This window comes from Neptuniibacter marinus, from assembly GCF_001597725.1.
GTDB classification, from domain to species: Bacteria; Pseudomonadota; Gammaproteobacteria; order Pseudomonadales; family Balneatricaceae; genus Neptuniibacter; species Neptuniibacter marinus.
Map to the genome: position 1 here is coordinate 39,468 of NZ_LUTR01000019.1, position 26,955 is coordinate 66,422.

Sequence of the window (26,955 nt, forward strand, 5' to 3'; positions counted from 1 at the left end):
GTGGCTATCTATTCCTTTTTCTTTTTAATTTAAGTGTCACTGTATAGCGCATACTAATAGTGTGGGTACTTAACTATGTCTTTTGTCGATAGAGCATTAATTGGGCAGTGGATAGACAGTGATCCATTGTTTAAGCGTTTAATCGCGACTCAGCCTAGCTTCTGGCTTAATGATCAATTGATCCCTTTCTTTAAAGCTAAATCCAATCTGCCTTTAAGGGTAGAAGATATTGATGATGCGGCTAGCAGGCTTACTCGTTTTGCTCCGTTTATAGCCCTGTGTTTTCCTGAAACTCGAGAACATGGAGGACTGATTGAGTCGCCGCTGCGTAAAATTTCTCAATTCCAAGATCGACTAGAGCAAGAGTATGGTTTACCTATTTTAGGTCAGCTTTATTTGAAATGTGATAGCGAGTTGCCTATATCAGGATCGATAAAAGCGCGAGGAGGTATCTATGAGGTGCTTAAGTATGCCGAAAGAGTTGCATTAACCTCAGGCTTTTTAAAACAGAGTGATTGTTACAGCAAATTAGCCTCCCCAGAATTGATAGCCTTATTCAACCAATATCAAATAGTGGTTGGTTCTACCGGCAATTTAGGGTTAAGCATAGGGATTATGGGCGCGGCTTTAGGTTTTAAGGTGAGCGTTCATATGTCGGCTGACGCTCGACAGTGGAAAAAGGATTTACTGCGACGTAAAGGTGTTGAGGTTATTGAATATGAAGAGGATTACAGTAAAGCAGTAGAGGAGGGACGTAAGCAGGCGCTGCAAACTGAGAACTGTCATTTTGTCGATGATGAAAATTCGAAGGATCTTTTTCTTGGTTATAGTGTTGCTGCTGAACGGCTTAAAATACAGTTAGACGAACAGAATATTCAGGTGGATGTTGAGCATCCTCTGTTTGTTTATCTACCTTGTGGTGTGGGTGGAGGGCCTGGAGGTGTAGCTTTCGGTTTAAAGCAGCAGTTCGGTGATAATGTGCACTGTTTCTTTGCTGAACCTACCCATTCACCTTGCATGCTCTTAGGGATGTATACAGGTTTACAGGATAAAATTAGTGTTCAAGACATAGGTATTGATAACAAAACTTGCGCCGATGGCTTGGCGGTTGGCAGAGCATCAGGGTTTGTCGGCAAATTTATGTCACCGTTATTGAGCGGTATTTATACGGTTGAAGATCGCGAGCTTTATCGATTGTTAGCGTTGCTAAAGGATGAAGAAGCTATAGGTCTGGAGCCCTCAGCGTTAGCGGGAGCGCCTGGCGTTGTGCGTTTATTCAAGCAGCACAGTTACCTTGAGCAGCATCAGTTAGTGGGTAAGATGAAGCAAGCAACTCATATAATATGGGCTACGGGTGGGAGTATGGTTCCGGAAGAGGAGCTGCAGGAATATTATCGTCTAGGTAAAGATGTATAGCCCTGACAAAAAAGGCTGCCATTGGCAGCCTTTTTAATTTAAGAAAAGGTTAAGTGTAATTTGCAGGGCTGTAACCACCCTCGACACCTTTAGAGGCTAAAGCAACTGCATCATGGGCGTGTAAGCTTTCGAAATGTTCCACTTTTAGCCAGAAATCGGAGTACTGTGTCTGACTGTTAAGTGCTTGCTTAAGACGGCGAGCAGAATCTTCACAGAACATCAGGTTATGTCCATTTAAACGGGCAAACTCTTGTTCATCGGCACGTTTAACAGCTGTCTGTACAGGTGTTTTTAGTGCTCCTTCAACTAGATCAATAAGATCTGTTAATGGGAAAGCGCCCATCTCTTTATTTAGTTTAACCCAAGCGGTTGCTTGGCTGCGCTGACTATGAGGTGTAGCAAAGGAACCTTTCTCTGAGAGTAGCCATTTTTCTACATCTTCAATATTCAGAGCGCCTTTATCTGAAAAATCAGCGGTAAAGGCCTGTTGTAGCAACTGCCGAGATAGGGCAGCAGAACATGGGCAGGTTGAGGAGTATGGTACTCGAGTTGCAAGTTCTAATACTACATCATTGCCTGTAAGTGTTGCTCTTAGCGTTGTTGAGTAGTTTTTCCAACCGCTGTTATCGCTTTTTAGTGCATCTCTTTTAATTAAGAAATCAAACTCAAAGTTTAGAAACACTTGAGTGCTGATATCGTGGTGGCTATCGAGTAGGTGCGATAAAAACTCAGTTAAGGCAGGTACATTCAGCGTTTGGTTCTCAAAAAAGTTGCTTAACGCTAAGTAGAGACGTGACATATGAATACCTTTAACTTTGGGATTAACCAAGTTAACGTAAGTATTTACACGTGCTTCAATGTTATTGACGCCAAGTTTATTGTCTTCGAACTGCAATGGGACGGTAATCCCATTCATGCCCACCCAGTCTAGAGAACCATGGATCTCTGGATTTTGATTACTGGTTACATCAGGCAAATTGGTCATGAATCGGATCTTCCACTTTTTGGTTGCAACAATCAGAGCTTATATATTGAATTTATTAATTCGGCTAAATAAAACCAATTTAGGTAGGTCTAAGTTGGTTTGTTCTGCGTTTTATCTGTTATAGATAATTACATGAGGGCACTTTCCTGAGAAAACAAGTATCTCTAGGGAAAATACAGAAAGCAGAACTTTATTTATTAAGGATCTTGAATTTAATATTTTCGTACAACTCTAGCCTTAAAGTATTAATAAATACGAAGAGCGACGTACCATACATCTACCCTAAGGGGTTTTGCAAATATCAGGAGAGAAAATCAATGAATTAAGCGCTTTATCGCTGAAAAAGGAAGAACTTGAAGGTTTTTGGTAATAATTTACTACATTTTGAAGGGGTATTACTTGATTCATAAAGCGGACTTCTACATTGTATAGCGATAAATTCTTAGCTGAACTATTTACTCTGAAGTTGTAACCTCATAAAAACATATAATAATGCCCATTAAGGGCTCACTGCTGTGTCTATAGGAGGCCTATAGCATGAATGACCCTATTACTAACTTTGCAATCAACTTTATTGCATTTGTTGGTATTGCCTTTTTGTCTATCTTTGTAATTCTTGCGGTTGCTGCTTTTGTGCTTTATCAGATTGATAAACACCAAACGAAACAAACTATCCGTAGGAATTATCCATTGATTGGCCGGTTCCGATATCTCTTTGAACATATAGGGGAGTTTTTCCGCCAATACTTCTTTGCGATGGACCGTGAGGAGATGCCATTCAATAGAGCGCAGCGATCGTGGGTGTATAGAGCAGCGAAAAATGTCGATAGTACTATCGCGTTTGGTTCGACTCGTGATTTAAGAATCCCAGGTACTTATTACTTTCTGAACTGTGCTTTCCCTATGCTTCAGGAAGATGCTGTTCAGACCGAAAGCCTGCGAATAGGGCCTTATTGCGATAAACCTTATGATGCCCCTTCTTTCTTTAATATCTCGGGTATGAGCTACGGGGCTATGTCAAAACCCGCTGTGCAGGCATTGGCGCAGGGGGCGAAAAAGGCGGGTTGTTGGATGAATACCGGAGAGGGGGGGTTATCCTCCTTTCACTTAGATTCAGGCTGTGACATTGTTTATCAGGTGGGCACTGCTAAATATGGTCTACGTGACAGCAATGGCAAACTTTCAGAAGAGAAGTTGAAAGAAAAAGCGGAGCTTCCGCAAGTTAAAATGTTTGAAATTAAGCTCAGTCAGGGAGCTAAACCGGGTAAGGGTGGAATTCTTCCTGCTGAGAAGGTAACTGCTGAGATTGCTGCTGTTCGTGGGATCCCTGTTGGTGAGGACTCACTTAGCCCTAATCGTCATCCAGACGTGGCGTCTGTTTCAGACCTTTTGGATATGATTGAACGTATTCGTTCTGTGACGGGTAAGCCATGTGGCTTTAAAATGGTCTTAGGTAATACTGAGTGGTTGGATGAGTTTTGTGAAGCCATATTAGAGAGAGGCTTAGAATCTGCACCGGATTTTATTACTTTAGACAGTGCTGATGGGGGTACTGGGGCGGCGCCTATGCCTTTAATGGATAGCGTAGGTTTACCCTTACGGGAAAGTTTACCTATATTGGTGAATAAGTTGATGGCCCATGATTTGCGGGATCGTGTCCGTGTTATTGCTTCAGGTAAATTAATCAACCCAACGGATGTGGCTGCTGCTTTATGTATGGGGGCTGATTTTGTGGTGACAGGGCGTGGTTTTATGTTTGCCTTAGGTTGTATACAAGCGTTGCAGTGTAATAAAAATACTTGTCCTACAGGTATTACAACTCATGATCCAGACTTACAACGAGGCTTAGTGCCCGAAGTGAAAGCGGACCGTGTAGCTAATTATCACAATCATCTTGTGCACGAAGTAGAGATAATCGCGCACTCATGTGGTGTAACTGAACCACGCAAGCTTAAGCGTAAGCATTGTGCGATTGTTGTTGAAGGCAGCCGATCTATACCCCTGAATATTCTCTATCCAGAGTATTAAGTAGCTAGAGGTAAGCGAAGCGTTAACGAAATACGCCAGTTCAAAGAACTGGCGTATTAAATTCTATTAACTTCCAAACCAACACTCATTAATATGTGCAGCAAGCTCTTTCTCTTCAAAACGTTGTTCAATCGCTCTGCGTGCTTTTAAAGCTCGCCTTGATGCTAGTTTTTTACGAGATAACTTTTCCTCTTCTTCAAAACCTACTAAAAGGTCGAAGACTTCGGTTTGTACTTCATTTAGGTTTTCGGTATTTCTCAACATAATAGCTCCTGATCTTATCCTAACGGTCAGAAGGCCCATCGGTCGGTATTATTTACGTACCGCAATGAGGGGCACTAGTGATTGAGCATGAGATATTAATGGATCTCAAACCCTGTTTAAAAACAACCTTGAACTAGTTTTATTATAGCTGACGCTAAATTTCAAATAGTTTTAGGTTGAATGGCACATCTAAAGAGACGGCTCATAATAAAAATAGGTTGTTTCAGGGAGATGAAGGAAAGATGTAAGAAAGGTGAAAAAATGGGATAAAAGTAAGGTTATATCCCATGGATTAGTGTTATTCAGTCATTACCTCTCGCTTTCCGGAAAGTTTGATGGTTTCCGTAGAAGAGGGCGTTTGTCATTTTGGCGTAAAGAGCGCAGGCTGCGTTTAATCGTTTTTAGGTGATCAATTAAACCGGGGCCTAACTTCATGGCTACACCTACAGCTAAAACATCAATGACAACCAAATGTAATACCCGTGATGACATTAAGGTACTTAGGTCTTTATCTTCTTCTAAATCAATATGGATAGATATGGTTGATGCCTCTGCAAGCGGAGTATTACTTGGGCAAAGGGATATAACCGTCGTTCCTGTATCTTTGACTAAGTTGACGGTATGTAGCAGGTCTTTTGTTCGCCCCGTTTGTGAAATTGCGACCACTACATCTCGTTCATCAAGAGAGACGGCAGAGATTGCTTGCATATGAGGGTCGGAATAAGAAGTGCTAGATACCTTTAAACGGTGAAACTTGTGAGCAGCATCTGTACATACAGGTGCTGATGCCCCAAAACCGTAAAACTCAACTCGGCGTGCTTTTGTTAGGCTATTTATTGCAGCTTCTACCGTTTCTGTATCGAGCTGCTCTTTAATATTAAGGAGGTTTCCGATCATGGAATCAAAGATTTTTTCTTTGAACTCCATCACTGTATCTTTGGTATTCAGTGAAAACTGCTCGTAATTGGTATTACTCGCTAAGCCTTGAGCTAAAGTTAGCTTGAAATCCTGAAAACCGTCGTAGTTGAGTGCACGGCAAAAACGGACAACAGTAGGTTCACTGACATTCGCTTCTGAAGCTAAATCAACAATACGCATATGGATAACCTCATTAGGGTTACCCAGCACAAAGTCAGCGACTTTCTGCTCAGATTTTCTTAAGCTTCCATGCGCTTCCGCAATCGACTTAAGTAGATTAAACGAACTCAACTAAACACCTCACTGTCTATCAAGATAAAGCCCCTTTCTAAAGTATAACAAGCTTATACATAACAGATCATCTTTTACTGATAATTGTCTCATTTATAAGGTTAAGACATGTTTTTTTTATAAATAATAACGTGAAGATAAACACGGTTTTCGGTGGATTTTACAGCGACAGAATTTGTCTCTTTTTACTTAGTCTAACTAAGTAGAGAATAGAATGATTAGTAGGGTCATATTACGCTGCAAATAATCATAAAATCGGTACAATACACACTTTCCCATAGATCTGGTGATTTACATGTCCGAACCGCGTGTTGATAAAGAGTTTTACGATCTTAAAGATTGGCAACTAGCTGCTTATTGCGCCGCGATGTCTGAGCGTATGTTTCCTAACTTTGCATTGTTTGCTCGTTTGATGGAGTTTGGTGAGTTAGCCAAAATGCGTCAGATTCTTGATGGAGTGTGGGATCACCTCAACAATAGCGGCGCTAAAATGAACTTTGACGTTCAGTTGGATAATGTTGAAGCCAACATGCCCGATCTTGATAAATTCGATATGTATGGGGCATCACCAGCACTTGACGCTATCGTGGCGTTATTTTCCACATTAAATACAGTGCTTTCTGCTGATGCTGGAGAAGTATTAAATGTCTCCAATATGTCTCGTGAGTCCGTAGCAACATTTATAGAGATGAATGCGGATGATCAAATCTCAGATGAAGAGCTTGTACGTTATATCAATACTCATGATCTTATGATTCAAGAAGATGACTTTCATGCGGATATTATCGAGATCCTACAGGACGACCTTCCTCGCAGAGAAGCACTTGCAGAACTAAGAGAGCTGGCACATAACGGCGGATATAGTAATTTGGGTATATGCGATAGCGAGTAGTAGATGTTAAAAATAGGTCTAGTATTTCTTGTGCTCCCCGCACTTATTCTGATGACAGTATTTTTTATAGATCAGTCCACCGTTGATGCCTGTATTAAGCAAGGGGGATCATATAATTACCAAATTAGTGAATGTGATCTTCAGGAAAAACATCCATTTATTCCCTTAATGGCTCGTTACCCTTTGCTTGTCAATGGCATGATGTTGTTATCAATTATTGGCTTGCTTTTATGTATGAAAGGCCTTTTATGGCGCCCTCAAAAAGGATTTAAAAAATGATTAAAAAGTTAGTTTGGGGCATTATATTGTTGATTGTTCTAGGCATATTTGGTGCATGGTTAACACAGGATTATTGGTTGCCTGAGTGGAATAAAGAACTAGCGGAAGAAACGCAGTTGTTTCAAGAGCAGGGGGGCGCTTTTGGTAAAGAGAATGATCAACAAGCGTGTTTAGAGCAAACATTGAGTAGTTTTGATCACTGTTCTGGCTTTGCTTGTACTGTTAAGCACGGGAAATTTTTAAATGCCTGTTTAAAGCATGCGGCACCGAGTCCAGATTTTTGTAAAGATGTACCCGCATACAATGAAAAACGTTCAGACGATGACAAGACGTGGGCAAGAGAAAGTTGTTGGGGGAGAGATATTCGAGGGGAAGGTTGTCGATTATTAATGAGGCAGCAGCAATTCTTTTGCTCAACGCAACCACAATAAACATATAAAGCGAACCATTGGGTTCGCTTTTTTTTGGCTTATTAATTTACAAAGTTTCTTTTCTCTATTAAGTTAAATAGCTGTTTAGAAATGCTTTATTTGCTTGTCTGTCTAAAAGCTGTACAGTGTAGTAAGGGCGCATAAGACGTCATTAAAAATAATAAAGAGATAATGGATGGGGCTGGCAGAAGCATAGCCGCTCGGGCGAAACAACGTTGTACTATTGGTATTGCGTACTTATGGTAGTAGAAAATTTCAATATTAGTGCATCGGATGCACTAAGTTATAATTCTGCAGTCTTAATTAAGCCATCTCAGCATAAATTTAATGTTGGGCTTACCTATAATAGTGCCTGCGGTTTTACCTATACCATTTCAGCCTATCGAGCTATTCACTATGATGTGAACCGACCCTCTATTACTATTAGGGTAGGGGGCTAGAATGCAGATTGGTTCCATAGGTTTTCCTGAAGACCAGCGAATAAAGCTGGAAAAAATATTCAAACTTTCCAAACAAACACGCTATATCCTTGTTGATCCTGATTTTAATAACCTACCTGATTTAATGCTGGTATTCGGCTTTAATCTAAATGACCATCCTGAGCTTTTAAACCTTCCTTCTAGCTATCACTCACGATTAATTTTAGTCGGTCGGGGTCGACCCGCCGATAAAAGTTATGCATACCTTGGTTATCCACTTGTCTCTTCACGTGTTCTACGAACACTAGATAAAATGACAAGTGAAAATGAGGATATGGAATGTCCCGTTGCCGAAACGGTTGAAGAGAATAAATTCAGCAAGTATGAAAATGTGGAGACCGAAGCTGAAGAGCTTTCTTCCACTCGTAATGGCTTTCAAGTGTTGGTTGTTGATGACAATGAAATTATGCAGCAAGCGTTAGACTCAGAACTGCAACAGCTTTCTTTGCCAGTTAATGTCCACTTTGCAGCAACAGGTGAAGAGGCTTTAGAAAAAGTCGCGAATAATTCTTATGATTTTATCTTTCTGGATGTAGTAATGCCGGGTATTGATGGTTTTGAAACCTGTGCAGAAATGAGAAAACATTCAGAATTAAAGAAAACCCCAATCATTATGCTGACGTCTAAAACCTCACCTATGGATGAGGTTAAAGGAATCATGTCCGGTTGTTCCACCTATTTAACCAAGCCGATAGAGCATGACGAGTTCCAAAGGGTTATCAGCAGGGTATCTAATTGGGTTGATGAGTTTCAAAAAGCTTAATGATATTGGAGACAGTCAGTGAAAAAAGTTCTTGTAGTTGAAGATGATCCTGTTCAACAGAAGCATATATGTACAGTGTTGGCAGGTTGTGGTGTTGAGGTCATTGTTGCCAGTGATGGTAAGCAGGGCTTAGATAAGGCAAAGAATGAAAAACCAGATTTGATCTTTATGGATATAGTAATGCCTGAGATGGATGGTTTCTCTGCTTGTCGGCAGATCACTACAGATGAGGCCACTAAGAATATTCCTGTTGTGCTTGTTTCGAGTAAAAAAGAGGAAGCCGATAAGGTTTGGGCTCAACTTCAAGGTGCTTCAGCAATGGTCTCTAAACCATTTTCGGATGAAGACCTGCTTGCGCAGATTAATGCACTGACTTAACAGAGTGGAATGATGGATACTCAGCAAACAAGTATTGATCAAGAAAGTAGTTCCGAGTTTCATCAAATCAGGCATGGGTTTGAAGTGGGTAGTTGCCCACTTTTAATATCTGAACAGACACGAGCTGAGGTTGTAAAATCTCCAGCGATTTGTGCTGTACCGTCAACGCCAGATTGGTTTTCAGGCTTTATTAATCATCGCGGAGAAACGGTGCCAGTGTATGACCTGAATAAATATTTACGGGTATTAGATGAAGAGGAAGATGCTCAAGATTGGGTTTTGTTGATAGATGACCATCCCAACACGGTAGGGATCCTTTTAAAGTCTCCGCCGCAAAGTGTTGTCGACCCTGAACGGCTAGATGAGGTGGCCATAGGGCTACCTGAAATTATAGAAAACACTGTATGTCATGTTTACAGCGATAAAAAAAATAAATGGTTTGAAGTCGATCATCGGCTTCTATTTCTAGCCTTAAAGAAACAGTTCTAAAAAGTACGGAGAGTTAGATCTATGCAATCGTTTTGGGAGTTTAAGAACGTACGGATACCGATTAAGTTTGCCATTGCGTTGGCATTACTGTGCGCGGGCTTGATCTTTATGGGTGCTTCTTACTATCAGACAATCGTTCTGCAAGAAAAAGCACAGGCACGTTCACAGCAGTTGAATGACTTCCTACTTTTAGTTGGTCGTATTCAAACTAATGTTTCTGAAGCGCGCTATCAGGAAAAAAGTTTCCAAGCTGAAAAAGAGATGAACCAGCTAACCATGTATAACGACATCATGGGAACGGTTGATGCAGATATTCTCAGTTTAAAATCTTACTTACGTACAGATGAAGATAAAGCCCTTGTTGAGCAATTCCAGACCATTATAGATCAGTACCAAGATACTTTTTACGACGCATCTGAAGCCAGCATGCAAGTGGGGCTAGGACAAGATGAAGGAGGTTTGGCCCAAGAATTACGTGCCCTTGTGTGGGAAACCGCGCCCTTAGTGGATGTATTAAACGCGGATATGCGCGAGCAATTTAATAAAGTAAGAGTAATGATTGATGAATATATAGCAACTAATGGCAATGTTGTTGTGATTGATCAAGTTAATCAAACAATACAGACCCTAACAGCCGAACTTAACGAACTTCCTTTTAATACCCGACGTAATACCATAATAAAGAACATCGATACCATTGCGAGTTTGTTTGATGAGTTAAGTAAAGCGACAGAAATCGGACATGCTAAATTTGTAGAACTTCGTATCATTATTTCTCAACTCGCACCAAAAATTGATGAAGTAACCGAGTTAGCTGCTGAATATAAAGTTCAGAATGACAACTTGCAGCTAGATGATACGAAAGAGATGGCAACATACTTCTTCGTCTCAATGGGTTTGATGATCACAGCATTAGCGGTATCAATGTCGATCGTAAAATATGGTGTAATTGATCCACTGCGTAAAATACAGAATGCGATTGACCGTGTACGTAAAGGCGAAGTCGATGCACGAAGTAAACTAGATAGTAAAGATGAGCTTGGTCAGCTATCTGTTGTATTGGATAGCATGCTTGAAGAGAAAGAGAATGCGCTACAAGTTAAAGAGGCGGAAAACAAACGCCTAAACGCCTCAATTATCTCTTTGATCCAAAACGTATTCCAAATTTCTCAACGAGATCTAACCGTGCGAGTACCTGTAGCTGAAGATGTGACGGGTGCGATATCTGACTCCGTTAACCAACTAGTTGAGTCGATTGAATCAGTACTGCTCGAAGTTAATGTGGTTTCCGGCCGTGTAAACACTGCATCTGTACAGGTTAAGTCACAGTCAGAAACAGTCCTTAGTTATGCCGAACGAGAGAAAGAGGAGATCGGTGAAACGCTGGATGGTCTTGATTCTGCCATTAAAGCGATGGAGTTAATCTCTAAGCTAGCGGTGATCTCAAATAACGCCTCTCAGAAAGCGATTAAAACATCAGAAACCGCCATGGATTCTGTATCTCAAACAATTGATAGTATCAATAAAATACGGCAGACCATCCATGAGGCGGAAAAACGTATCAAACGCCTAGGTGAGCGTTCGCAAGAGATCGGCGGTATCGTAAACCTGATCAACAACATCTCAGAACGTACTCACGTATTGTCACTGAATGCGAGTATGCATGCGGCATCGGCTGGTGAAGCAGGCCGAGGCTTGATGGTAGTGGTAGATGAGGTACAGCGTTTATCTGAGAACTCCCGTGAAGCAACCTCTGAAATTGAATCCCTAGTAAACAACATTCAGTTAGAGACAGCGGACACTATCAATGTAATCAATAATGTAATTAGTGACGTTGTTGAAGGTACACGTCTTGCCGAGGAAGCGGGTGAGCGTATGGGTGAAACACGATCCACTACACAAACCTTGGTTGACTCTGTTGTGCGTATTGCACACAGCTCAGTTAAACAGGCTAAAGTGGCAGAGGAACTTCGTGAACGTGCGACAAGCATTAATGAAACGACCCAAGCGACGAATGCTGAGATGCGCCAGCAGGCTGAACTGTCTGATGAATTGGTAGATGCGGCCCAAGAACTGCAGAAATCAATCAGTGTATTTAAATTGGCCACGACTGAACACTAATAGGATAGAGATCAATGTTTGATCCTAAACTAGCCATCGAGTGGCTGAATGCAAAACAAAAACTCTGTCTAAAGATGGAGTTGCCGCTGACTGAGTTGATCGTCGAGTTGTATGAATATGTTGACCAGTTCAGCGAGCACGATCTGCCAGGATTAGCCGATTTTTTAGCACTTTATGCTGAATTATTAGAATCCCAGCCTGAGGAGCATATTAAACAGGTAGACTCTGTTATTCACCGTTTAGCGGAACAGTTGGATGGAGTTTTTGATGGTAACGCATCAACAGTGGCACAAGGTTTAGTCAGCTGTTTACAGGATGTAGCTTGGGCTGAACCTTTACCCGAAGAGGACAGTGGATTTTTGCTTGAGCTGCTGGAACTTGACTGTCGGCAGTTAAATAGTGTCGATGAGCTGGATCATTCGGAGCGTGCCGATGCTGAGTTATTGGACACGCCTATCCCGTCATCGGTTGATCTAGACCTAGATATGACGCCGGATCAAACTGTTGAACAGCCATCATCCGAGTCTTCTCTTGCTCCTTCACCAGTGGTTGAAAGTGCTTTCCCTGGCCTTTTTGCTCTATTAACGGATATGGCGGCAGCGCTTCCTTACTTTAGTGAGGAACATACTGAAAAGTTTTATGAGCAGATCGATATCCATTCTGAGCATGATTGGTCAGGATTCTCAGATCTTCTGGCGCTTTATGGGGAGTTATTAGCCCAATTAAGCGATACGGATTCAGCACCTTGTGCAACCGCGCTCAATCAAGCGATTTTAGGATTATTGTCACAGCCTACAGCTGACATGATTGCACCTATACTCGCCCTTATGACCGATCAGGATTGGCCTGAGCCCGTTGCTAGTGAAGATACTGAGTTTTTAAGTGAACTCTTAGAACAAGATTTAGAACGTTTGAACTCAGGCACCTTCGTTGCGAATGAGATGGATGAGGGCGAAAGTGTTGAACCACTAGCGTTAATTAAAGAGGTGATTGAGCCGCTAGAATCTCAAAATTTAGATGGAGGGGTCGAGTCAGATCTTCCATTAGAAGCTAGCCAGCCTTTACCTGAACCACCTAGCTTTTGTTCGATTGATTTTACGCTGTTGCAGGAAGAAGGGCCGAAAATTGAGCCGGCAGTGATTGATATGCTCTCTCAATCAGTAACCGGTTTAGCTGAGCAATGGCAAGAGAACTCACTCAACTCTAAATTGCTCGATGAGTCCCGCGATCTGTTAGCTACGGTTATTCGTGCACTAGATACGATAAACCTTATTGGTGCGAAAGTGCTGGTGGAGGGGTTAATACTCAACTTAGATTACTTGATTGAAAATACTATCCCGCTCACTGTCGAGTCGAGTGAATCTATACATGCGTGTTTGACCGGTCTACAAGAGTATTTTGTTGATATTAGTGTATATGAACGTCAACAAACCTTACTCGATCAATATGTTGATACTCAGTTACCTTGTCGACCTACAGTGGAGCAAGCTTCTTTTATCATGGGGCTTTTAGCTTTAGCCTCATTGCAAAGTAGTGGAGATATAGAGCAAGAAACAGCGGGTGTAGATGATATAGAGTTGCAGGAATCAGAAGATATAGATCCTCAGCTCCTTGATATGCTTCATCATGAGCTTCCAACTTTATCGGATGACTTCTTAAATAATATACAGAAAACCTTTGCCGATTCAGATAAAGAGGCTCTACGCAGTGCCCAACGTGCCGTACATACCCTAAAAGGTTTGGCAAATATGGCGGGTATTAAAGGCGTGGCAAACTTAGCGCATCGGCTTGAAGATGTAATGGAGTACCTGACAGGGGCTGATCAGTTACCCTCAGGTTCCCTAAAAAATGATCTTTTTGAAGCGGCTGACTGTCTGGCGGCAATGTCAGAAAGTGTTATAGAGGGGACGGCTGTACCGGATAATGCTTTGCAGGTTTTACAGTTAATAATGGATTGGGATTATCGACTCAAAACAGAAGGCTTGCCGGCCCTAGAGCAAGACAGCTCATCCATCATTGAGGGTGCCTCTATTGTTGCTGAGCAAAGACTGACGGATCAACCTCAACCCTCTGACGATAAAGCCGCAAATGAAAATGCGCTAGATGAATCGCCAGTTTTCCGTGTTCCTCGATCTATTTTGGATAACCTGTTTCGTCTGGCGGGTGAATCCAGCACTTTGAATACACAGCTTGATGAAGAGGTTACTCAACTTCGAGGATTTACACGAACTAACCGCGAGCGTCACCGTATATTACAGCGTGTACTTTTTGAGCTTGAGCAGCAGTTTCAGGAGCAGATTAATACGCAATCGGAGCTTGATGAAAGCTCTGACGATTTTGATCCATTAGAGATGGATCGCTATAACGAAATCCATACCACCATCTCCCGTGTGCAAGAAGCGGTTGCCGATGTACGTGAGATTCAACAAGAGATGGAAGGGCGTATACAGAGTTTGAGTTCATTGCATATAGCCCAATCAGGTCTGCAGAAAGAAACCCTCGATAATGTTTTAAGTACTCGATTAGTTCCAGTTAAAACGATTGCCTCCCGTTTGCAACGAATATTACGTCAGGCGTGCCGTGCAACTGATAAAAAAGCCAACCTCATAATCCAAGGTGAAGATACACTGGTTGATAGTTTTATCTTGAACCAGTTAGCTGACCCATTACTACATATCATTCGTAATGCTGTTGATCATGGTATTGAAACCCCTCGTTTACGGGCCCAAAGAGGGAAGCCTGAAGAGGGTTGTATTACGCTCACATTCTCACTCCAAGATGCCATGATTGATGTGAAGTGTAGGGATGATGGTGATGGGATTAATACGCAGCGCGTGTTAGCGGTTGCTGAAGAGAAAGAGTTGATTGAGGCGGGCTTAGAGCTCACCGATGATGAGATTAATCGTTTGATTTTGATTCCCGGTTTTTCTACCCGTGGAGAGATTAGCCAGTTGTCGGGCCGTGGTATTGGCATGGATGTGGTCTATCAGCAGATCCTACGTTTACAAGGCACCTTAGATATTTCTTCTCATAGCCGAGAAGGTACAGAGCTTCATTTAGCTATGCCTGCCAGCTCTTTGATGATCCGTACATTATTGGTTCGTTGCGGTAAGCAGGTTTTTGCCCTTGCTGGTCATGGGATTGAGCAGAGCTTGATCTCACTAGATGGTCAATTCAATCATCAGGGTGATGAGCTAATGTTTCAGTATGAAGGGGATGATTATCCCGTTTATATGCTTGAGCATCTTCTTGATGAACGCGCTTATAACTACCTAGAAGCTGAGGCTATTCATCCTGTTTTGATTGTGAATCTGGCGCAAGGTGAACGGGTTGCTGTTTTAGTGAAAGAAGTGATTGCACATCGTGAGCTCGCGTTTAAACAGATGAGTGACTACCTCCCTGATCTACCTGGTTTACCCGGATTAACGATCTTGGCAAATGGACAGGCGGCTCCGATTGTCGATCTACCCGGCCGTATTCGTTATAAACGCTCAGCGTTCCATGAGCAGCCATTAATGGTTGAGATTGAGGCTGAATTAGAGCTACCAAGAATCTTAATAGTGGATGACTCCCTAAGTGCGCGTAAGACAATTGAGACACTATTAAAAGATACTGGTTATGAGGTTATGACCGCGATCGATGGCCTAGATGCATTGAACCAGATGCGTAAACGTCAGCCGGATATGGTTATCACTGATATGGAGATGCCGAGAATGGGTGGGGTTGAGTTAGCAACAGTGATTCGAAACCGTAATGAAACTACGCATATGCCGGTGATAATGATTACTTCTCGTTCTACTGAAAAGCATAGAAAGGAAGCAGTTGAAGCTGGTGTCTCTGCATATTTAACAAAACCTTGGTCTGAAAACCAGTTATTGGATCAGATCGATGACCTATTGGCCGAAGTTTGTACCTGATAAGGGGATTGCTTTTATGAAGGGATTTCAATATTTAATATTGAGTTTGTTATTTATGAGCACAGTGGTTTCTGCTGAAATAACATCTGTTGAAGCACTTATTAACTCATCCTCAAATCAAAATAGACTTAGCCAAGAGATGCTCAAAAACTATATTTTAGTGGGTATGTCTGTGCGTGCGAGAAAGGCCGAGCAGGATCTTAACGCAGCAATCGTTGAGTACGAGGCCGCAGAAACAGAGATACTTAAATATGTTAATAAGCATGCTTCTGAACAATCGCTTTCTTACAGTACACCAGATACGGTCGGTGACGCATTTAGAAAAGCGGCGGAACATTGGGACGTTGTAAAGCCTTTGTACGAAAAAGAACCAACAAAGGAGAACGTTGAGAATGTACGTGTGCAAACGGAACTGCTTTTGAAAGAGTGGATGTTAGTTACTGCTGAGATTAATGCTAAAACTGAGAGTGCATATGGAAACCTTATCAGTACAGCTGGGTTTGTACGTATGTTATCTCAGCGGGTTAGTAGTCATTATGCATTGCGTGCTTGGGGTTTCAACGACCGTTACTCAGAGCCCTTTATTGAGTCCTTACAGTTGTTTGAACAAAATAGGGATGTATTAGAGAGTAGTAAATTAAACAGTGATCAGATAAAAAATGAGCTCAACAAAATTCAGAAAGACTTTAAGCGTTTTAAAGATCTTTCTGATATGGATTTTAATAAAGCTTTATTACCGCTGATTATGCGCTCTGCGGAAAAAATCACACAAAGCATGGATAAAGTAACATCAATGTATCAGGGACTAAGTGTTAGCCCCTAAGTTGGTTATCTACCTTGATTAGATTGGATTAGATCGTTAAGACGATTTTCCCTTTTACTTTACCTGTCCGGCTTTCATCAAAGGCTTTTCCTACGTTTTCTAATGGGTAGGTGTTTGCTAACTGCAATTCCAGCTTTTTATCTACATACAAGCCTGCCAGTTTATCGAGTTGTTCGCTGTTAGGCTCGACACGTATTGGTTCCACCTTAACTCCAGCGGCGTTGCCAGCAGCGATAACTTCATCTTTGGTTACTGAAGGCAATGTAACTAAAGTACCGCCTGGTTTGACACAAGCAAGCGCCTCAATACCCACGTCGCCGCCCATGCAGTCAATCACTAGATCAGCATTTTCCACATGATCAGTAATTTTCTGCGTGTGATAATCGATAACTAAATCGGCGCCTAGGGATTTCAGGAAATCGTGATTTGTACTTGAGGCGGTTGTAATGACTTTTGCGCCAGCCCAGTGGGCTAACTGAATGGCTAAATGACCTACACCTCCAGCACCGGCTAAGATAACAACTTGTTGTGATGCTTGTAGATTCCCTTTATCAAACAGAGCTTGCCAAGCAGTTAAACCGGCTAAACCTAAACCCGCCGCCGCGTGAACAGGAAGTTCTTTGGGTCGTAAGCTAATTTGATCAGTAGGTGCTGCAATATATTCAGCAAAGCAGCCAGCACGCTCAGGAAAACGAATAAACCCAAAAACGGCGTCACCTACAGAAAATGTTGTTACATCACTGGCGACTTTCTCAACTATGCCAGCAAACTCCCAGCCTGGGATAAAAGGTAGATCACCAATAAACGGCGCAGCACCGCCGCCGCCACAAGTTTTCCAATCAATCGGATTAACGCCCGCTGCCTGGTTTTTTATTAAAACTTCTCCAGAGTTAAGTTTTGGTTCTGTTAATTCTGTGTAGGATAAGGCTTCATTAGATCCAAACTGACTGATCTGTATTGCTTTCATTTACAACTCCAGCGGCTGAATAAGTAACCCCTACCAAAAAGTAAGTTTTATAACCTATACAGGGCAGCCGAGAACACTGTTTTTTGGTAGGCTAGCTTTCTTAAGGGACTGATAAAATAATAACGAGTTCCTCTTTGATAGCAACAAATAAAGGCGAGAGTAATGTATCTGGCAATAATAGAGCAGTTTTTGTTTTTGGGTGGGTTGTTGGTTTATCTTGTTTCTTTAGCAATGTATGCCGGTAGAACCAAAGATTACAAATCACTGATCGAGTTTTGGAAGCCAACTATAAATATGACTAAGCGCGAATTTAATGTGAATCGCGCTGGTTTGACTATGATGGTCGCGGCAGTGGCTATCCGTATAATTAATTTTCTAATTTAATAAAGGCGATTATGAAAGGAAATCCTATTAGAGGTGCTGGGTATCTGCTGCGAGGATTGCAGATGCTACCTGATCCGCAAATTCGGCCCTTTGTGCTAGTTCCCCTATTAACGAATGTCGTGCTATTTATTGGTGCAATTTGGTTATTATTTAGCCAGTTTAGTGGTTGGGTCGATAAAATGATTTCAGCTTTTCTCCCCGATTGGGAGTGGCTATCGTTTCTGCACTATCTTCTTTGGCCGATCATGGCTTTATTAGTCTTTGTTATGGTTTATTACAGCTTTACTATAGTTGCGAATATCATTGCGGCTCCTTTCAATGGTTTCTTGTCTGAGAAGGTTGAGAAGCGTTTAAGAGGTAATGTGATTACTGATGAGGGCTGGAAAGCGGTGGTAGCACTTATTCCGCGATCTATTGCACGTGAGTTATCTAAACTGGCTTATTACCTTCCTCGGGTATTGTTTTTGGTAGTGCTGTCGTTTATCCCTGTGATTAATATTATTGCACCATTTTTGTGGTTGCTGTTTGGTGCTTGGATGATGGCGATTCAATACTGCGATTATCCAATGGATAACAATAAGGTCAGCTTTAAAAATATGAAGTTGATGCTGAAATCGGATCGACTTACGTCTATTGGTTTTGGTGGCTTAATTCAACTGGGGATGATGATCCCGATCTTAAATCTGATCTTGATGCCTGCGGCGGTTGTTGGAGCAACGATTTACTGGGTTGAAGCTCATGCTGGGGTTGAGATCGATCTAGATCAGAAAAAGTTAGAGTCTTAAGCAATTATCAGGCTATACCCAATGATGACGATTTAGGGAGTAGTCTGATTATCCTTAGAGTCTTCGACTTGCTGGAATCCCATCAATTTTTGCTCTTCGTAGGTGTTTTCTCCTGGCTCGGGGCGAACACCGACATTTTCAGCTGGGAAATGGCAAGCAAATGTACTTCCTTTACCTACTTTACTCTTAATGGTTAGCTGGCCATGGTGGCGAGCCAACACATGCTTCACAATTGCTAGGCCTAAACCGGTTCCGCCACTGGCGGATGAGCGGCTTTCATCAACACGGTAGAAGCGTTCGGTTAGTCGAGGAAGATGAATAGATTCTATCCCAGGGCCATTGTCTTTTACTGAAAAGTGCCCACCTTGTTCATCCACCCACCAGCTTACTTTAATATTTCCACCAGCGGGGGTGTAACGTACGGCGTTATAAACCAGATTAGAGAATGCGCTATGCAATTCGATCTCTTGACCGGAAAGATCATGTATTGGATCAATATTTAAGCTAAATTTGTGGCCTTTTTCCTGAGCTAGCTGCTCAGCCCCTTCCATAATGTGCTGAATAACATTCTGAATTTGAATAGGTTGCTCATCTGAGACCTGATGACTGGCTTCGAGTCTGGATAGCAGTAGTAGATCAGACACGAGGTTTTCCATTCTGCGTGCTTGCTGCTGCATGGAGCCTAAACCGCGAATTAGAGGTCGAGGGAGGTCTTGGTCTAAGAAGGTTTCTAAATAGCCTCGGATGACCGTTAGAGGAGTACGTAGTTCATGGGAAGCGTTTGCTACAAAGTCCTGACGGGTTTGTTCTAGGCGAATAATTCGCGAAATATCCCGTGCAACCAGTAGCCGATCAGCGTCCCCAAAGCGCGTTATCTGATATTGAATTTTAAGATCGTTATGTGCAGGGGAGGGTAAAGTAATTGGATCATTATATTGCCCACGTTTGTAATAGCGGACAAAACGGGGATCACGGAGTAGATTCATTATAGGCTTGCCTTGGTCCGTTTTATCGTCCAGACCAAGTAAGCGATTTGCTGATTTATTCCACCATTCAAGATTATTATTTTTATCAATAATAATGATAGCGTCTTGTAAAGCGGAGGTTGAATCTTGGAAGCGCTTAATTATGTTACCTAAGCGTGTTTCTCTCGTATGTTGGCGACGTTGTACGCGAGATAACTCATCAAACAACTCCCCCCAATGACCCGTGGTTTCCGGTAGTTCGATCTGGTCATCATTTTTATGAAACCAATCCATTAATTTATTGAATCGGTTTATTTGCAAGAGAGACCAGCCAATAAGCCCTAAGCTGGTGGCCCAGCCTGGATAGCCTAGTATTAGTCCTATAGTCAAAGAGGCACCACTCACTACCATTAAATTGGACAACATTGAGTGACGGTTCTTTTGCATATTACATCCTATAAAAGCTATCGGAAAAGTCGTTAGGCTACATTGGCAGAGAATCGGTAACCGGTACCGCGCACTGTTTGTACCAGATAATCATGTCGAGCGCCAAGGGCTTTACGTAGACGACGGATATGCACATCCACCGTACGCTCTTCGACATATACATTGCCTCCCCAGACCATATCTAACAGCTGGCTACGGGAGTATGCGCGATCTTGGTGTGTCATAAAAAATTGTAATAGACGAAACTCTGTAGGCCCTAGATCAATAGGATCTTGTTCTGAGGTTACGCGATGGGAGATAGGATCAAGTGTCAGGCCATCGACGCTTACCGGTTCTTCAATCCCTTTAGGTGTTGTACGACGAAGTACCGCTTTTAAACGCGCTACTAATTCGCGAGGAGAGAATGGCTTTGTGATGTAATCATCTACACCTGCTTCCAGCCCTTTGATCTTGTAATCCTCATCACCTTTAGCGGTTAGCATGATAATGGGGAGATCAGCGGTTGTTTCATCTTTGCGTAAACGACGAGCGAATTCAATGCCGCTAGTGCCGGGCATCATCCAATCCAATAAGACCATATCCGGTTTATCGTCTACGATCAGGCTGTGCGCCTCATTAGCGTTCTCCGCTTCTAAACAGTTGTATCCAGCCATTTCTAGTGCAACTGCGATCATTTCGCGAATAGGCGCCTCATCATCTACGATAAGTACGCTTTTAGAATCAGACATGGTGTTATTGCCCTTTATATTTCAATTTATCGACGGGGCTATTAGAAGACAATACTGTTACACAAATATTACAGACTGCATTGAATTACTAAGTTATAGCTTAAAAAGATCCGATTGTGCTAAGAAATAATGGCTTGCGACACCAATAAAAATCACTAAACCTGCATAATGATTATTTAAAAACGCTTTGAAGCATAGATCACGTTCGCGATTACGGATAAGGAACTGTTGATAAATAAAGAAGCCTGCAGCGCAGATTAAACCGAGATAGTAAGGCCAATCCAAGTGAATCTGTTGACCAACTAAGGCAAGAGTAATCAGTGTTGTTAGTTGGAGAATCCCTATAATAACTTTATCTGCATCGCCAAATAGTATGGCAGTTGATTTAACACCTATACGTAGATCATCATCTTTATCGACCATGGCATACATAGTGTCATAGGTGATAGTCCATAAAACATTGGCTATATAAATTAACCACGCATAAATAGGTACACTTTCAGTCACTGCGGTAAAAGCCATAGGAATAGCCCAAGAAAACGCAGCGCCCAAAACTACTTGTGGTAGGTGAGTGTAGCGCTTCATAAAAGGGTAGCAGACAGCTAATGCTAAACCTCCTAAAGATAAAATAATGGTTTCTATATTGGTAAAGAGTACCAGTACAAATGCGGCCAACATTAAGATGGTAAAGAGAATTAAGGCTTCCCTTGGACTAACCAGGCCGGAAGGGATAGGTCGCATGGCGGTACGTTTAACATGACCATCTATCTTGCGATCTGCGTAATCATTAATTACGCAGCCTGCTGAGCGAGTAAGAAAAACCCCAAGCGTGAAGATAATGAGGATGTCGTATGCAGGCATACCTTCCGCTGCCATCCATAGGGCCCAGTAAGCTGGCCACAGAAGGAGATAGCTGCCTATGGGCTTATTTATACGCATTATTTGTACAAATGCTCGCAGTTTAGCTGCGCTGAAAGGGGCGTTTTTTTGTGTTCCAGAGGCCATAAAGTTGTCTGCGATTTAATTCGTTAATTAGACGTGCGTTTACTAAAATACTAATTAGGTTTAGTTTACCTGCAGAAGTTGCGGCAGGAAAACCTCTGAAACCAAAAGAGGCTTTTTCGATAGAAAAAATACAGATCGGCGCGCCCATACTTTTTCCGTACTATTAAGCGATAAACGACATATTTGTAAGCGTCCACGCCGCATAGTTGGATCGCTGAATAGCAAACTACCTAATGACCGATTGCCTAATACTCTGAGCTGACGTTCCGCACCGCTGAGTGTTTGTGCTGGAATAATTGATCGAGCGAAGACCCAAGGTTGGCCATTGCCGATGAGTTGAACTTCTCGAATGAGTGCAACTTGGCGGTAATCCATTTTTAGCGCTTTAGCTTCTGAGCGCGTGGGTCTAAACCAACCTTGTTGTACCACTTCAACTCGAAAGTCGCCTTTACTTAGTTTTATCAAACGTTGTGTCAGAGAGCCGTGGTCAGTAAACCAAGTGCGCAATTGTTGGGGGGCGACCTGTTGATAGGGACGACGGAGTGATTTCCAACGAGTATCAAAACTTTGTCGAGTAAGGGCAGCTTTTATGGGCACAGATCAGTTGTCCTGAGATTTCATCAAAACCAATATCTTAACATGTATGAGTATCTCCAGCCGATAGGCTGAGGTAGTATCCCTTTTTATGAATATACAAAAATTTTCTTTTCCTGCAGAAGAGGCCGCGACTTTAACTCAGCAGTGGGTTGAATCTATAGTCGTGGGCCTTAATTTATGTCCCTTTGCGGCCCCTGAGGTGCGTAAACGAGCAATCCGATTTAGTGTGTCACATGCGACTGAGCTGGATGTTGCAATCCAAGATTTTCTAAACGAATTACAGCATATTCAGAACTGTAAAGAATCTGAGCTATCCACTAGCTTAATCAGTTTTACTGAGACTGCCATCGACTTTTATAGCTTTCTTGATCTATTGGATATGTGCCAAGATGCGTTAGAAGATGCCGGTCTTGATGGGGTTTTTCAGTTGGCTAGTTTTCATCCTCAATACTGCTTTGCTGGCGTTGATGCCGATCATATTAGTAACTGGACCAATCGTGCGCCGTTCCCCACTATTCATATTATCCGTGAAGGGCAGATGAGTCGTGTTTTAATGCACTATAAAACGCCAGAGGAGATCCCTGAGCGGAACATAGCGCTAATGGAAACTTTGGGACGTGAAGGTCTTATTGAACGTTTTCCACCTCTGGAAAAATACTTTGAGAAGTGACTATCGCGGGATAAACCTTTAGCTTTGGATTAAAGATAAGCGTGTTTTTAATCTAGGGGCTGCCCATTCAATAAAGTACCGACTCCTTGATGAAAGTAAGCGTGAGTGAGGGTAAACCAAATTCACTGGTACAGGATCGGGTTCAAAGCTCTCAAGTACTGGTGTTAGCTCTCCTGAAGCAATTCTCTGGTCGACTTGATAACTTAAAAACTGGCAATAGCCTAACCCTTGGGCGCAAGCATCTAGCGCTGTTTCAATATGATTCGTTTTAAAAGGGCCCGATACGTTTATTTTGTGTACTTTTCCGGTCTCTTTAAATGCCCATTCAGAGTGCGATTTTAGTCCTGTAAGCCGTATACATTGGTACTCGGATAGTTCAGTGGGGGCGCTAGGTATACCTACTTTTTGAATGTATGTAGGACTAGCACAGACCTTATAACGGATATGACCAATCTGTTTAGCAATTAAAGTTGAATCGGGGAGTTGGCCTATGCGCAAGGCTATATCCATACCTTCTTCAATAAGATCTACAACACGATCGAGGAGTAGAAGCTCAACCTCGGTTTCAGGAAAGGTGGTTAAAAAGTCATTAATAATAGGTGCTAGGTGTAGACGCCCGAAGGTCATGGGGGCGGTAATACGTATTTTTCCACTCGGTTTAATTTGCCGTTGAGTCAGTGCATTTTCTGCGTCTTCCACCTCAAGCAGTATTTGTCGGCAGCGCTGACAGTAATCACGCCCCTCTTCAGTGAGAGTCAGGCGTCTAGTGGTTCTATAGAGAAGTTGAACGCCTAAGGTATTTTCTAAAGCAGCAAGGGCTCTTACTACGGATGATTGTGACATCGATAGTTTATCCGCTGCGCCATTTAAACTACCGCTTTCAACAATTTTTACAAAAATAGCCATCGCTTTAAGTTTATTCATATGTTTATATTAATGCGAAAATTGCATTAGTTAAAGTCGTTTATTTTTATTTATTGCTATAAATGAATGAACAATAATGACTTTAACCTAATAAAGTAAACGAGAGATCGATGGCCCACCGTTTTAGTGAATTAACATTCACCCCCGCCGTAGAATCAATACAGCAGCATTTTGGCAGTTTTGAAAAAATGCAGCAGATGCGTGGGCGTATGCCAGACTTTGATCGTTTAAGGGAACGGGAGTGTGCTTTTATAGCGCAGCGGGATAGTTTTTATATGGCAACGGTTTCTGAAAATGATTGGCCATATATTCAACATCGAGGCGGCCCTCTCGGCTTTTTACAAATCATTAACGATCAATGCTTAGCCTTTGCTAATTATCGAGGTAATTCTCAATATCAAACGCTTGGTAATAGCACCCATAACAATAAGGTGGCGTTGTTCTTAGTAGACTACGCTAATAAGCGCCGGTTAAAAATTTTAGGCCGAATGCGTATTCATTTTCTTGATGACCTATCCGAGCGGTTAAAGCCGGTTATGGACTATTGCAGTGAAAAGGAGCGAGTCGAATCTGTCATCGAGATTGAGTTGGAAGCTTTTGATTGGAACTGTTCACAATATTTGACACCTCGTTTTAGTGAGGAACAGCTGCTAGAACTCGGGGTAATAAAACAAGGAGATTTAACATGAAGCTTTATGATCTTGAGTTATCGGGTAACTGTTACAAAGCCCGTTTATTTGCTGCATTAGCGGGTATTAAACTAGAGTTAGTTCCCGTCGATTTTATGGCCGGTGAGCATAAACAATCACCAGTGATTGACTTAAACCCATTAGGGGAGCTTCCTGTTTTAACTGATGGGGAGGTTGTGATAAGAGATTCCCAAGCTATTTTGGTTTATCTTGCTGGGAAATATGCTGATGAAAGTTGGTACCCTAAAACGCCTGCTGAGCAAGCTGAAGTTATACAGTGGCTGTCGACGGCGGCGAATGAGGTACAGAATGGCCCAGGTGCTGCACGGCTTGTGGATAAGTTTGGATTCGATCTGCATAAAGAAAGTGCATTAGCCGTTGCGGCTAAAATTTTACCTATTCTTGAGGTTCAACTGACTGAGCATGAATGGTTAGCTTTAGATCGCCCAACAATTGCTGACTGTGCTGTGATGCCTTATGTAGGCTTATCCCATGAAGGGGGTGTTTCCCTAGAAAGTTACCCACATATTCGGGCATGGATAAACCGCATTAAAGCCTTACCTGGCTTTATTTCTATGCCGGAACTCTAGTATTAGGTGTTGAGGATAACTCTATTCCGGCCCAGTTCTTTAGCTTTATAGAGTGCTCTATCTGCCTGTTCGATTAAGTCGTTCGGGCAGATATCTTCAGAGGGTTTACAGCTCGCAATACCAATACTAACTGTCACAATATTTTTGTCGCCAGCGTTTAGATGTTTGATCTGTAAGGCTTCAATATTTGCACGAACCTTTTCAGCAAGGATATCTGCTCCTTCCAGAGTGCTTTCTGGGAGTATAACTGCAAACTCTTCACCACCATATCTATAAACAGAATCTTCAGCCCGTTTAATGGTTTTTTTTATCGCCTGCGCAATAGTTCTTAAGCAGCCGTCACCGGCTAAGTGTCCATATTGATCATTAAAGGATTTGAAGTGGTCTACATCGAGCATAAGAAGCACTAAGTTGCGTTTAGAGCGTTGTGCCCTGCGCCATTCAGCGTCAATGCTACGGTCAAATTCGCGACGATTATTCACTTGAGTAAGGCCATCTATACGCGCTGAACGGGCTAGCTTATCTTGGGACTGCTTCATCTGCATTAGAATCTGTATGCGGGATTGTAAAACAGCGGCTGGGCGGGTCAGGTACATAAAATCAGATGCGCCAGCATTATAAGCTTCTAGCTCACGCTGATCATCGTTTTCTTGATTGATGAACGCGACAGGGATAGATAAATCGTCTTGGTTACTTGTGACGTCCCTGCATAGTGAAAACATGCTATCCCATTGATTTTCTGTACTTAGCATTAATAATGCAGGGTGATCTTTATGTAGCAGCTGGTTCAATTCTGAACGGTTTGAGGGTAAAAGAATATTGTAGTCGTTACGTAAAGAGGCGATTAAAGGCCAAATGTTTTCTATATTATGGTCACAGTAGATTGCGATGGTTTGCTGTAGAGGTTTCGTTTTAACTTCGCCACGAATCTCTAGTGTACTGATCTCTTCGCCTTTAAAGAACGCTTTCAAATCATCAGTGCTAGGTAAACCAAGAGAGGTTCGGCCATCTGAACTACAGATCACTGGAATTCTTAAGTTGAAGTTGCCATCTTCCCAACTTTGTTGCCATTGGGCTAAAAGGTTTTCTTGTGCTTCTTCTATTGTCACTTCTGCAGGTAACCCTGCTGCGATGAGACAGTCATAGATAACAGGTATCTCGGCTATATCTAAACCGTCGATCCAGAGCGCGCGATAGAGTAAATGGCGTAATTTAATAGATTTTTCTAGGTCATGTTCTGCTGCTTGGATGACGCAGAGGTTAGCAAAATGGCTATCACTTCTTCTTTGCGGTAGGGCAACGTCTATATAAGGAACGCGACTGCGAACGACAAATACATCGCTCGCTAATTCTGCTTGGTTTTCAGCGGTTTTATTGTAGATAGCAATATCGGGAGCATGCTCAACTAAACGCCAATCGACCTGGGGTAATAGGCCGAATTCATGTAACTGTTCATGCAAGGCATAACAGAAAGGACAATTTAGATCAGCGTAGACAGTGTATTGCAGCATAAAGGCCCTAAATCCGAGAACAGCTAAGCATCTACACGTCTTTCTAAGCCTTGATGTTTAAGCTGGTATATTACGTTGTGATCATTATATCGACCAATCGCTTCAGAACTTTGAGATTAACCAAAAAAAACAGCCCGGAGGCCATTGCTGTCCCATAGTTTTGGATGGTAAATGAAAAAGCCTGAGATCCACTGGTAAACTGTTGTTACCACACACCAG

Annotated in this window: 26 protein-coding genes; 16 read left to right on the top strand and 10 right to left on the bottom strand. The window is 42.2% G+C overall.

Annotated elements, in window-relative coordinates; all coding sequences use genetic code 11:
- The first annotated feature begins 75 nt into the window (after nucleotides 1-75).
- Nucleotides 76-1,416, top strand: coding sequence for a D-serine ammonia-lyase (locus tag A3774_RS12425; RefSeq protein ID WP_067867959.1), 1,341 nt, complete (start codon nucleotides 76-78; stop codon nucleotides 1,414-1,416).
- Nucleotides 1,417-1,465: 49 nt separating this feature from the next.
- Here A3774_RS12425 and folE2 read toward each other — a convergent pair whose 3' ends face one another.
- Entirely contained in the window at nucleotides 1,466-2,401 is a 936-nt protein-coding gene (gene folE2, locus A3774_RS12430) for a GTP cyclohydrolase FolE2 (protein WP_067867962.1), read from the bottom strand.
- Between the two features lie 537 nt (nucleotides 2,402-2,938).
- On the opposite strand from folE2, the gene A3774_RS12435 reads away from it, so the two are divergent.
- Nucleotides 2,939-4,429: an FMN-binding glutamate synthase family protein gene (locus tag A3774_RS12435; protein WP_067867966.1), complete on the top strand. Its 1,491-nt coding sequence runs from the start codon at nucleotides 2,939-2,941 to the stop codon at nucleotides 4,427-4,429.
- Nucleotides 4,430-4,495: 66 nt separating this feature from the next.
- Here A3774_RS12435 and A3774_RS12440 read toward each other — a convergent pair whose 3' ends face one another.
- Nucleotides 4,496-4,693 (bottom strand): PA3496 family putative envelope integrity protein, encoded by a 198-nt coding sequence (locus A3774_RS12440; RefSeq protein WP_067867972.1) that lies wholly within the window; start codon nucleotides 4,691-4,693, stop codon nucleotides 4,496-4,498.
- Between the two features lie 309 nt (nucleotides 4,694-5,002).
- Nucleotides 5,003-5,902 (bottom strand): SIS domain-containing protein, encoded by a 900-nt coding sequence (locus A3774_RS12445; protein WP_067867975.1) that lies wholly within the window; start codon nucleotides 5,900-5,902, stop codon nucleotides 5,003-5,005.
- 295 nt (nucleotides 5,903-6,197) lie between these two features.
- Between A3774_RS12445 and A3774_RS12450 the strand changes: the two genes are divergently transcribed.
- The 9 genes from A3774_RS12450 (at nucleotide 6,198) to A3774_RS12495 (ending at nucleotide 16,474) form a co-directional block, all read left to right on the top strand.
- Nucleotides 6,198-6,794, top strand: a complete 597-nt coding sequence (locus A3774_RS12450) for a YjaG family protein (RefSeq protein ID WP_067867978.1) — start codon at nucleotides 6,198-6,200, stop codon at nucleotides 6,792-6,794.
- A 3-nt stretch (nucleotides 6,795-6,797) separates the two neighbouring features.
- The gene (locus tag A3774_RS12455) at nucleotides 6,798-7,073 is read left to right on the top strand and encodes a hypothetical protein (RefSeq protein WP_067867981.1); all 276 of its coding nucleotides are present in this window, start codon (nucleotides 6,798-6,800) and stop codon (nucleotides 7,071-7,073) included.
- Entirely contained in the window at nucleotides 7,070-7,504 is a 435-nt protein-coding gene (locus tag A3774_RS12460; RefSeq protein ID WP_067867985.1) for a hypothetical protein, read from the top strand. Before A3774_RS12455 ends, A3774_RS12460 begins: the two co-directional genes overlap by 4 nt.
- A gap of 441 nt (nucleotides 7,505-7,945) precedes the next feature.
- Nucleotides 7,946-8,746 carry a response regulator gene (locus A3774_RS12470; RefSeq protein WP_067867988.1) on the top strand — a complete coding sequence of 267 codons (801 nt, stop codon included), beginning with the start codon at nucleotides 7,946-7,948 and terminating at the stop codon, nucleotides 8,744-8,746.
- An 18-nt stretch (nucleotides 8,747-8,764) separates the two neighbouring features.
- Nucleotides 8,765-9,124 carry a response regulator gene (locus A3774_RS12475; RefSeq protein ID WP_067867992.1) on the top strand — a complete coding sequence of 120 codons (360 nt, stop codon included), beginning with the start codon at nucleotides 8,765-8,767 and terminating at the stop codon, nucleotides 9,122-9,124.
- 9 nt (nucleotides 9,125-9,133) lie between these two features.
- Complete coding sequence (locus A3774_RS12480) at nucleotides 9,134-9,613, top strand: chemotaxis protein CheW (protein ID WP_082792435.1); 480 nt, start codon at nucleotides 9,134-9,136, stop codon at nucleotides 9,611-9,613.
- A gap of 21 nt (nucleotides 9,614-9,634) precedes the next feature.
- Nucleotides 9,635-11,734 carry a methyl-accepting chemotaxis protein gene (locus tag A3774_RS12485; RefSeq protein WP_067867998.1) on the top strand — a complete coding sequence of 700 codons (2,100 nt, stop codon included), beginning with the start codon at nucleotides 9,635-9,637 and terminating at the stop codon, nucleotides 11,732-11,734.
- A 14-nt stretch (nucleotides 11,735-11,748) separates the two neighbouring features.
- A complete protein-coding gene (locus A3774_RS12490; protein ID WP_067868001.1) occupies nucleotides 11,749-15,651 on the top strand; it encodes a hybrid sensor histidine kinase/response regulator in 3,903 nt (1,300 codons plus the stop codon).
- A 16-nt stretch (nucleotides 15,652-15,667) separates the two neighbouring features.
- Complete coding sequence (locus A3774_RS12495) at nucleotides 15,668-16,474, top strand: hypothetical protein (RefSeq protein ID WP_156473711.1); 807 nt, start codon at nucleotides 15,668-15,670, stop codon at nucleotides 16,472-16,474.
- Nucleotides 16,475-16,502: 28 nt separating this feature from the next.
- On the opposite strand, the gene A3774_RS12500 is transcribed toward A3774_RS12495, so the two are convergent.
- Nucleotides 16,503-17,441 carry an NADP-dependent oxidoreductase gene (locus A3774_RS12500; RefSeq protein ID WP_067868008.1) on the bottom strand — a complete coding sequence of 313 codons (939 nt, stop codon included), beginning with the start codon at nucleotides 17,439-17,441 and terminating at the stop codon, nucleotides 16,503-16,505.
- Between the two features lie 162 nt (nucleotides 17,442-17,603).
- Between A3774_RS12500 and A3774_RS12505 the strand changes: the two genes are divergently transcribed.
- Complete coding sequence (locus A3774_RS12505) at nucleotides 17,604-17,825, top strand: hypothetical protein (protein WP_067868011.1); 222 nt, start codon at nucleotides 17,604-17,606, stop codon at nucleotides 17,823-17,825.
- An 11-nt stretch (nucleotides 17,826-17,836) separates the two neighbouring features.
- Entirely contained in the window at nucleotides 17,837-18,610 is a 774-nt protein-coding gene (gene cysZ, locus A3774_RS12510; protein WP_067868014.1) for a sulfate transporter CysZ, read from the top strand.
- A gap of 32 nt (nucleotides 18,611-18,642) precedes the next feature.
- Here cysZ and phoR read toward each other — a convergent pair whose 3' ends face one another.
- From phoR to A3774_RS12530, 4 genes are all read right to left on the bottom strand, one after another.
- Entirely contained in the window at nucleotides 18,643-20,022 is a 1,380-nt protein-coding gene (gene phoR, locus A3774_RS12515) for a phosphate regulon sensor histidine kinase PhoR (RefSeq protein WP_067868017.1), read from the bottom strand.
- Between the two features lie 32 nt (nucleotides 20,023-20,054).
- Entirely contained in the window at nucleotides 20,055-20,750 is a 696-nt protein-coding gene (gene phoB / locus A3774_RS12520) for a phosphate regulon transcriptional regulator PhoB (protein ID WP_067868020.1), read from the bottom strand.
- Nucleotides 20,751-20,843: 93 nt separating this feature from the next.
- Nucleotides 20,844-21,755: a 4-hydroxybenzoate octaprenyltransferase gene (gene ubiA / locus A3774_RS12525; protein ID WP_067868023.1), complete on the bottom strand. Its 912-nt coding sequence runs from the start codon at nucleotides 21,753-21,755 to the stop codon at nucleotides 20,844-20,846.
- Nucleotides 21,756-21,815: 60 nt separating this feature from the next.
- Nucleotides 21,816-22,352, bottom strand: a complete 537-nt coding sequence (locus A3774_RS12530; protein ID WP_067868026.1) for a chorismate--pyruvate lyase family protein — start codon at nucleotides 22,350-22,352, stop codon at nucleotides 21,816-21,818.
- Between the two features lie 88 nt (nucleotides 22,353-22,440).
- On the opposite strand from A3774_RS12530, the gene A3774_RS12535 reads away from it, so the two are divergent.
- Nucleotides 22,441-23,022 carry a DUF1415 domain-containing protein gene (locus A3774_RS12535; RefSeq protein ID WP_067868028.1) on the top strand — a complete coding sequence of 194 codons (582 nt, stop codon included), beginning with the start codon at nucleotides 22,441-22,443 and terminating at the stop codon, nucleotides 23,020-23,022.
- Nucleotides 23,023-23,040: 18 nt separating this feature from the next.
- Here the strand turns inward: A3774_RS12535 and A3774_RS12540 are convergent, their stop codons facing one another.
- Nucleotides 23,041-23,946, bottom strand: coding sequence for a LysR family transcriptional regulator (locus tag A3774_RS12540; protein WP_067868031.1), 906 nt, complete (start codon nucleotides 23,944-23,946; stop codon nucleotides 23,041-23,043).
- Nucleotides 23,947-24,056: 110 nt separating this feature from the next.
- Here A3774_RS12540 and A3774_RS12545 point away from each other — a divergent pair, with 110 nt between their 5' ends.
- Together A3774_RS12545 and A3774_RS12550 are read left to right on the top strand one after the other, a co-directional pair.
- Complete coding sequence (locus A3774_RS12545) at nucleotides 24,057-24,635, top strand: pyridoxamine 5'-phosphate oxidase family protein (protein ID WP_067868034.1); 579 nt, start codon at nucleotides 24,057-24,059, stop codon at nucleotides 24,633-24,635.
- A complete protein-coding gene (locus tag A3774_RS12550; protein ID WP_067868037.1) occupies nucleotides 24,632-25,225 on the top strand; it encodes a glutathione S-transferase family protein in 594 nt (197 codons plus the stop codon). The genes A3774_RS12545 and A3774_RS12550 overlap by 4 nt, the downstream gene beginning before the upstream one ends.
- Before the next feature lie 2 nt (nucleotides 25,226-25,227).
- Here the strand turns inward: A3774_RS12550 and A3774_RS12555 are convergent, their stop codons facing one another.
- Nucleotides 25,228-26,736 carry a diguanylate cyclase domain-containing protein gene (locus A3774_RS12555; RefSeq protein ID WP_067868040.1) on the bottom strand — a complete coding sequence of 503 codons (1,509 nt, stop codon included), beginning with the start codon at nucleotides 26,734-26,736 and terminating at the stop codon, nucleotides 25,228-25,230.
- Nucleotides 26,737-26,955 lie beyond the last annotated feature (219 nt).

What these genes read in the sequence shown, in the direction of transcription:
- A3774_RS12425 (WP_067867959.1), top strand. Translation starts at nt 76, where the DNA reads ATGTCTTTTGTCGATAGAGCATTAATTGGGCAGTGGATAGACAGTGAT.
- folE2 (WP_067867962.1), bottom strand. Translation starts at nt 2,401, where the DNA reads ATGACCAATTTGCCTGATGTAACCAGTAATCAAAATCCAGAGATCCAT.
- A3774_RS12435 (WP_067867966.1), top strand. Translation starts at nt 2,939, where the DNA reads ATGAATGACCCTATTACTAACTTTGCAATCAACTTTATTGCATTTGTT.
- A3774_RS12440 (WP_067867972.1), bottom strand. Translation starts at nt 4,693, where the DNA reads ATGTTGAGAAATACCGAAAACCTAAATGAAGTACAAACCGAAGTCTTC.
- A3774_RS12450 (WP_067867978.1), top strand. Translation starts at nt 6,198, where the DNA reads ATGTCCGAACCGCGTGTTGATAAAGAGTTTTACGATCTTAAAGATTGG.
- A3774_RS12455 (WP_067867981.1), top strand. Translation starts at nt 6,798, where the DNA reads ATGTTAAAAATAGGTCTAGTATTTCTTGTGCTCCCCGCACTTATTCTG.
- A3774_RS12460 (WP_067867985.1), top strand. Translation starts at nt 7,070, where the DNA reads ATGATTAAAAAGTTAGTTTGGGGCATTATATTGTTGATTGTTCTAGGC.
- A3774_RS12470 (WP_067867988.1), top strand. Translation starts at nt 7,946, where the DNA reads ATGCAGATTGGTTCCATAGGTTTTCCTGAAGACCAGCGAATAAAGCTG.
- A3774_RS12480 (WP_082792435.1), top strand. Translation starts at nt 9,134, where the DNA reads ATGATGGATACTCAGCAAACAAGTATTGATCAAGAAAGTAGTTCCGAG.
- A3774_RS12485 (WP_067867998.1), top strand. Translation starts at nt 9,635, where the DNA reads ATGCAATCGTTTTGGGAGTTTAAGAACGTACGGATACCGATTAAGTTT.
- A3774_RS12490 (WP_067868001.1), top strand. Translation starts at nt 11,749, where the DNA reads ATGTTTGATCCTAAACTAGCCATCGAGTGGCTGAATGCAAAACAAAAA.
- A3774_RS12495 (WP_156473711.1), top strand. Translation starts at nt 15,668, where the DNA reads ATGAAGGGATTTCAATATTTAATATTGAGTTTGTTATTTATGAGCACA.
- A3774_RS12500 (WP_067868008.1), bottom strand. Translation starts at nt 17,441, where the DNA reads ATGAAAGCAATACAGATCAGTCAGTTTGGATCTAATGAAGCCTTATCC.
- A3774_RS12505 (WP_067868011.1), top strand. Translation starts at nt 17,604, where the DNA reads ATGTATCTGGCAATAATAGAGCAGTTTTTGTTTTTGGGTGGGTTGTTG.
- cysZ (WP_067868014.1), top strand. Translation starts at nt 17,837, where the DNA reads ATGAAAGGAAATCCTATTAGAGGTGCTGGGTATCTGCTGCGAGGATTG.
- phoR (WP_067868017.1), bottom strand. Translation starts at nt 20,022, where the DNA reads ATGCAAAAGAACCGTCACTCAATGTTGTCCAATTTAATGGTAGTGAGT.
- phoB (WP_067868020.1), bottom strand. Translation starts at nt 20,750, where the DNA reads ATGTCTGATTCTAAAAGCGTACTTATCGTAGATGATGAGGCGCCTATT.
- ubiA (WP_067868023.1), bottom strand. Translation starts at nt 21,755, where the DNA reads ATGGCCTCTGGAACACAAAAAAACGCCCCTTTCAGCGCAGCTAAACTG.
- A3774_RS12535 (WP_067868028.1), top strand. Translation starts at nt 22,441, where the DNA reads ATGAATATACAAAAATTTTCTTTTCCTGCAGAAGAGGCCGCGACTTTA.
- A3774_RS12540 (WP_067868031.1), bottom strand. Translation starts at nt 23,946, where the DNA reads ATGAATAAACTTAAAGCGATGGCTATTTTTGTAAAAATTGTTGAAAGC.
- A3774_RS12545 (WP_067868034.1), top strand. Translation starts at nt 24,057, where the DNA reads ATGGCCCACCGTTTTAGTGAATTAACATTCACCCCCGCCGTAGAATCA.
- A3774_RS12550 (WP_067868037.1), top strand. Translation starts at nt 24,632, where the DNA reads ATGAAGCTTTATGATCTTGAGTTATCGGGTAACTGTTACAAAGCCCGT.
- A3774_RS12555 (WP_067868040.1), bottom strand. Translation starts at nt 26,736, where the DNA reads ATGCTGCAATACACTGTCTACGCTGATCTAAATTGTCCTTTCTGTTAT.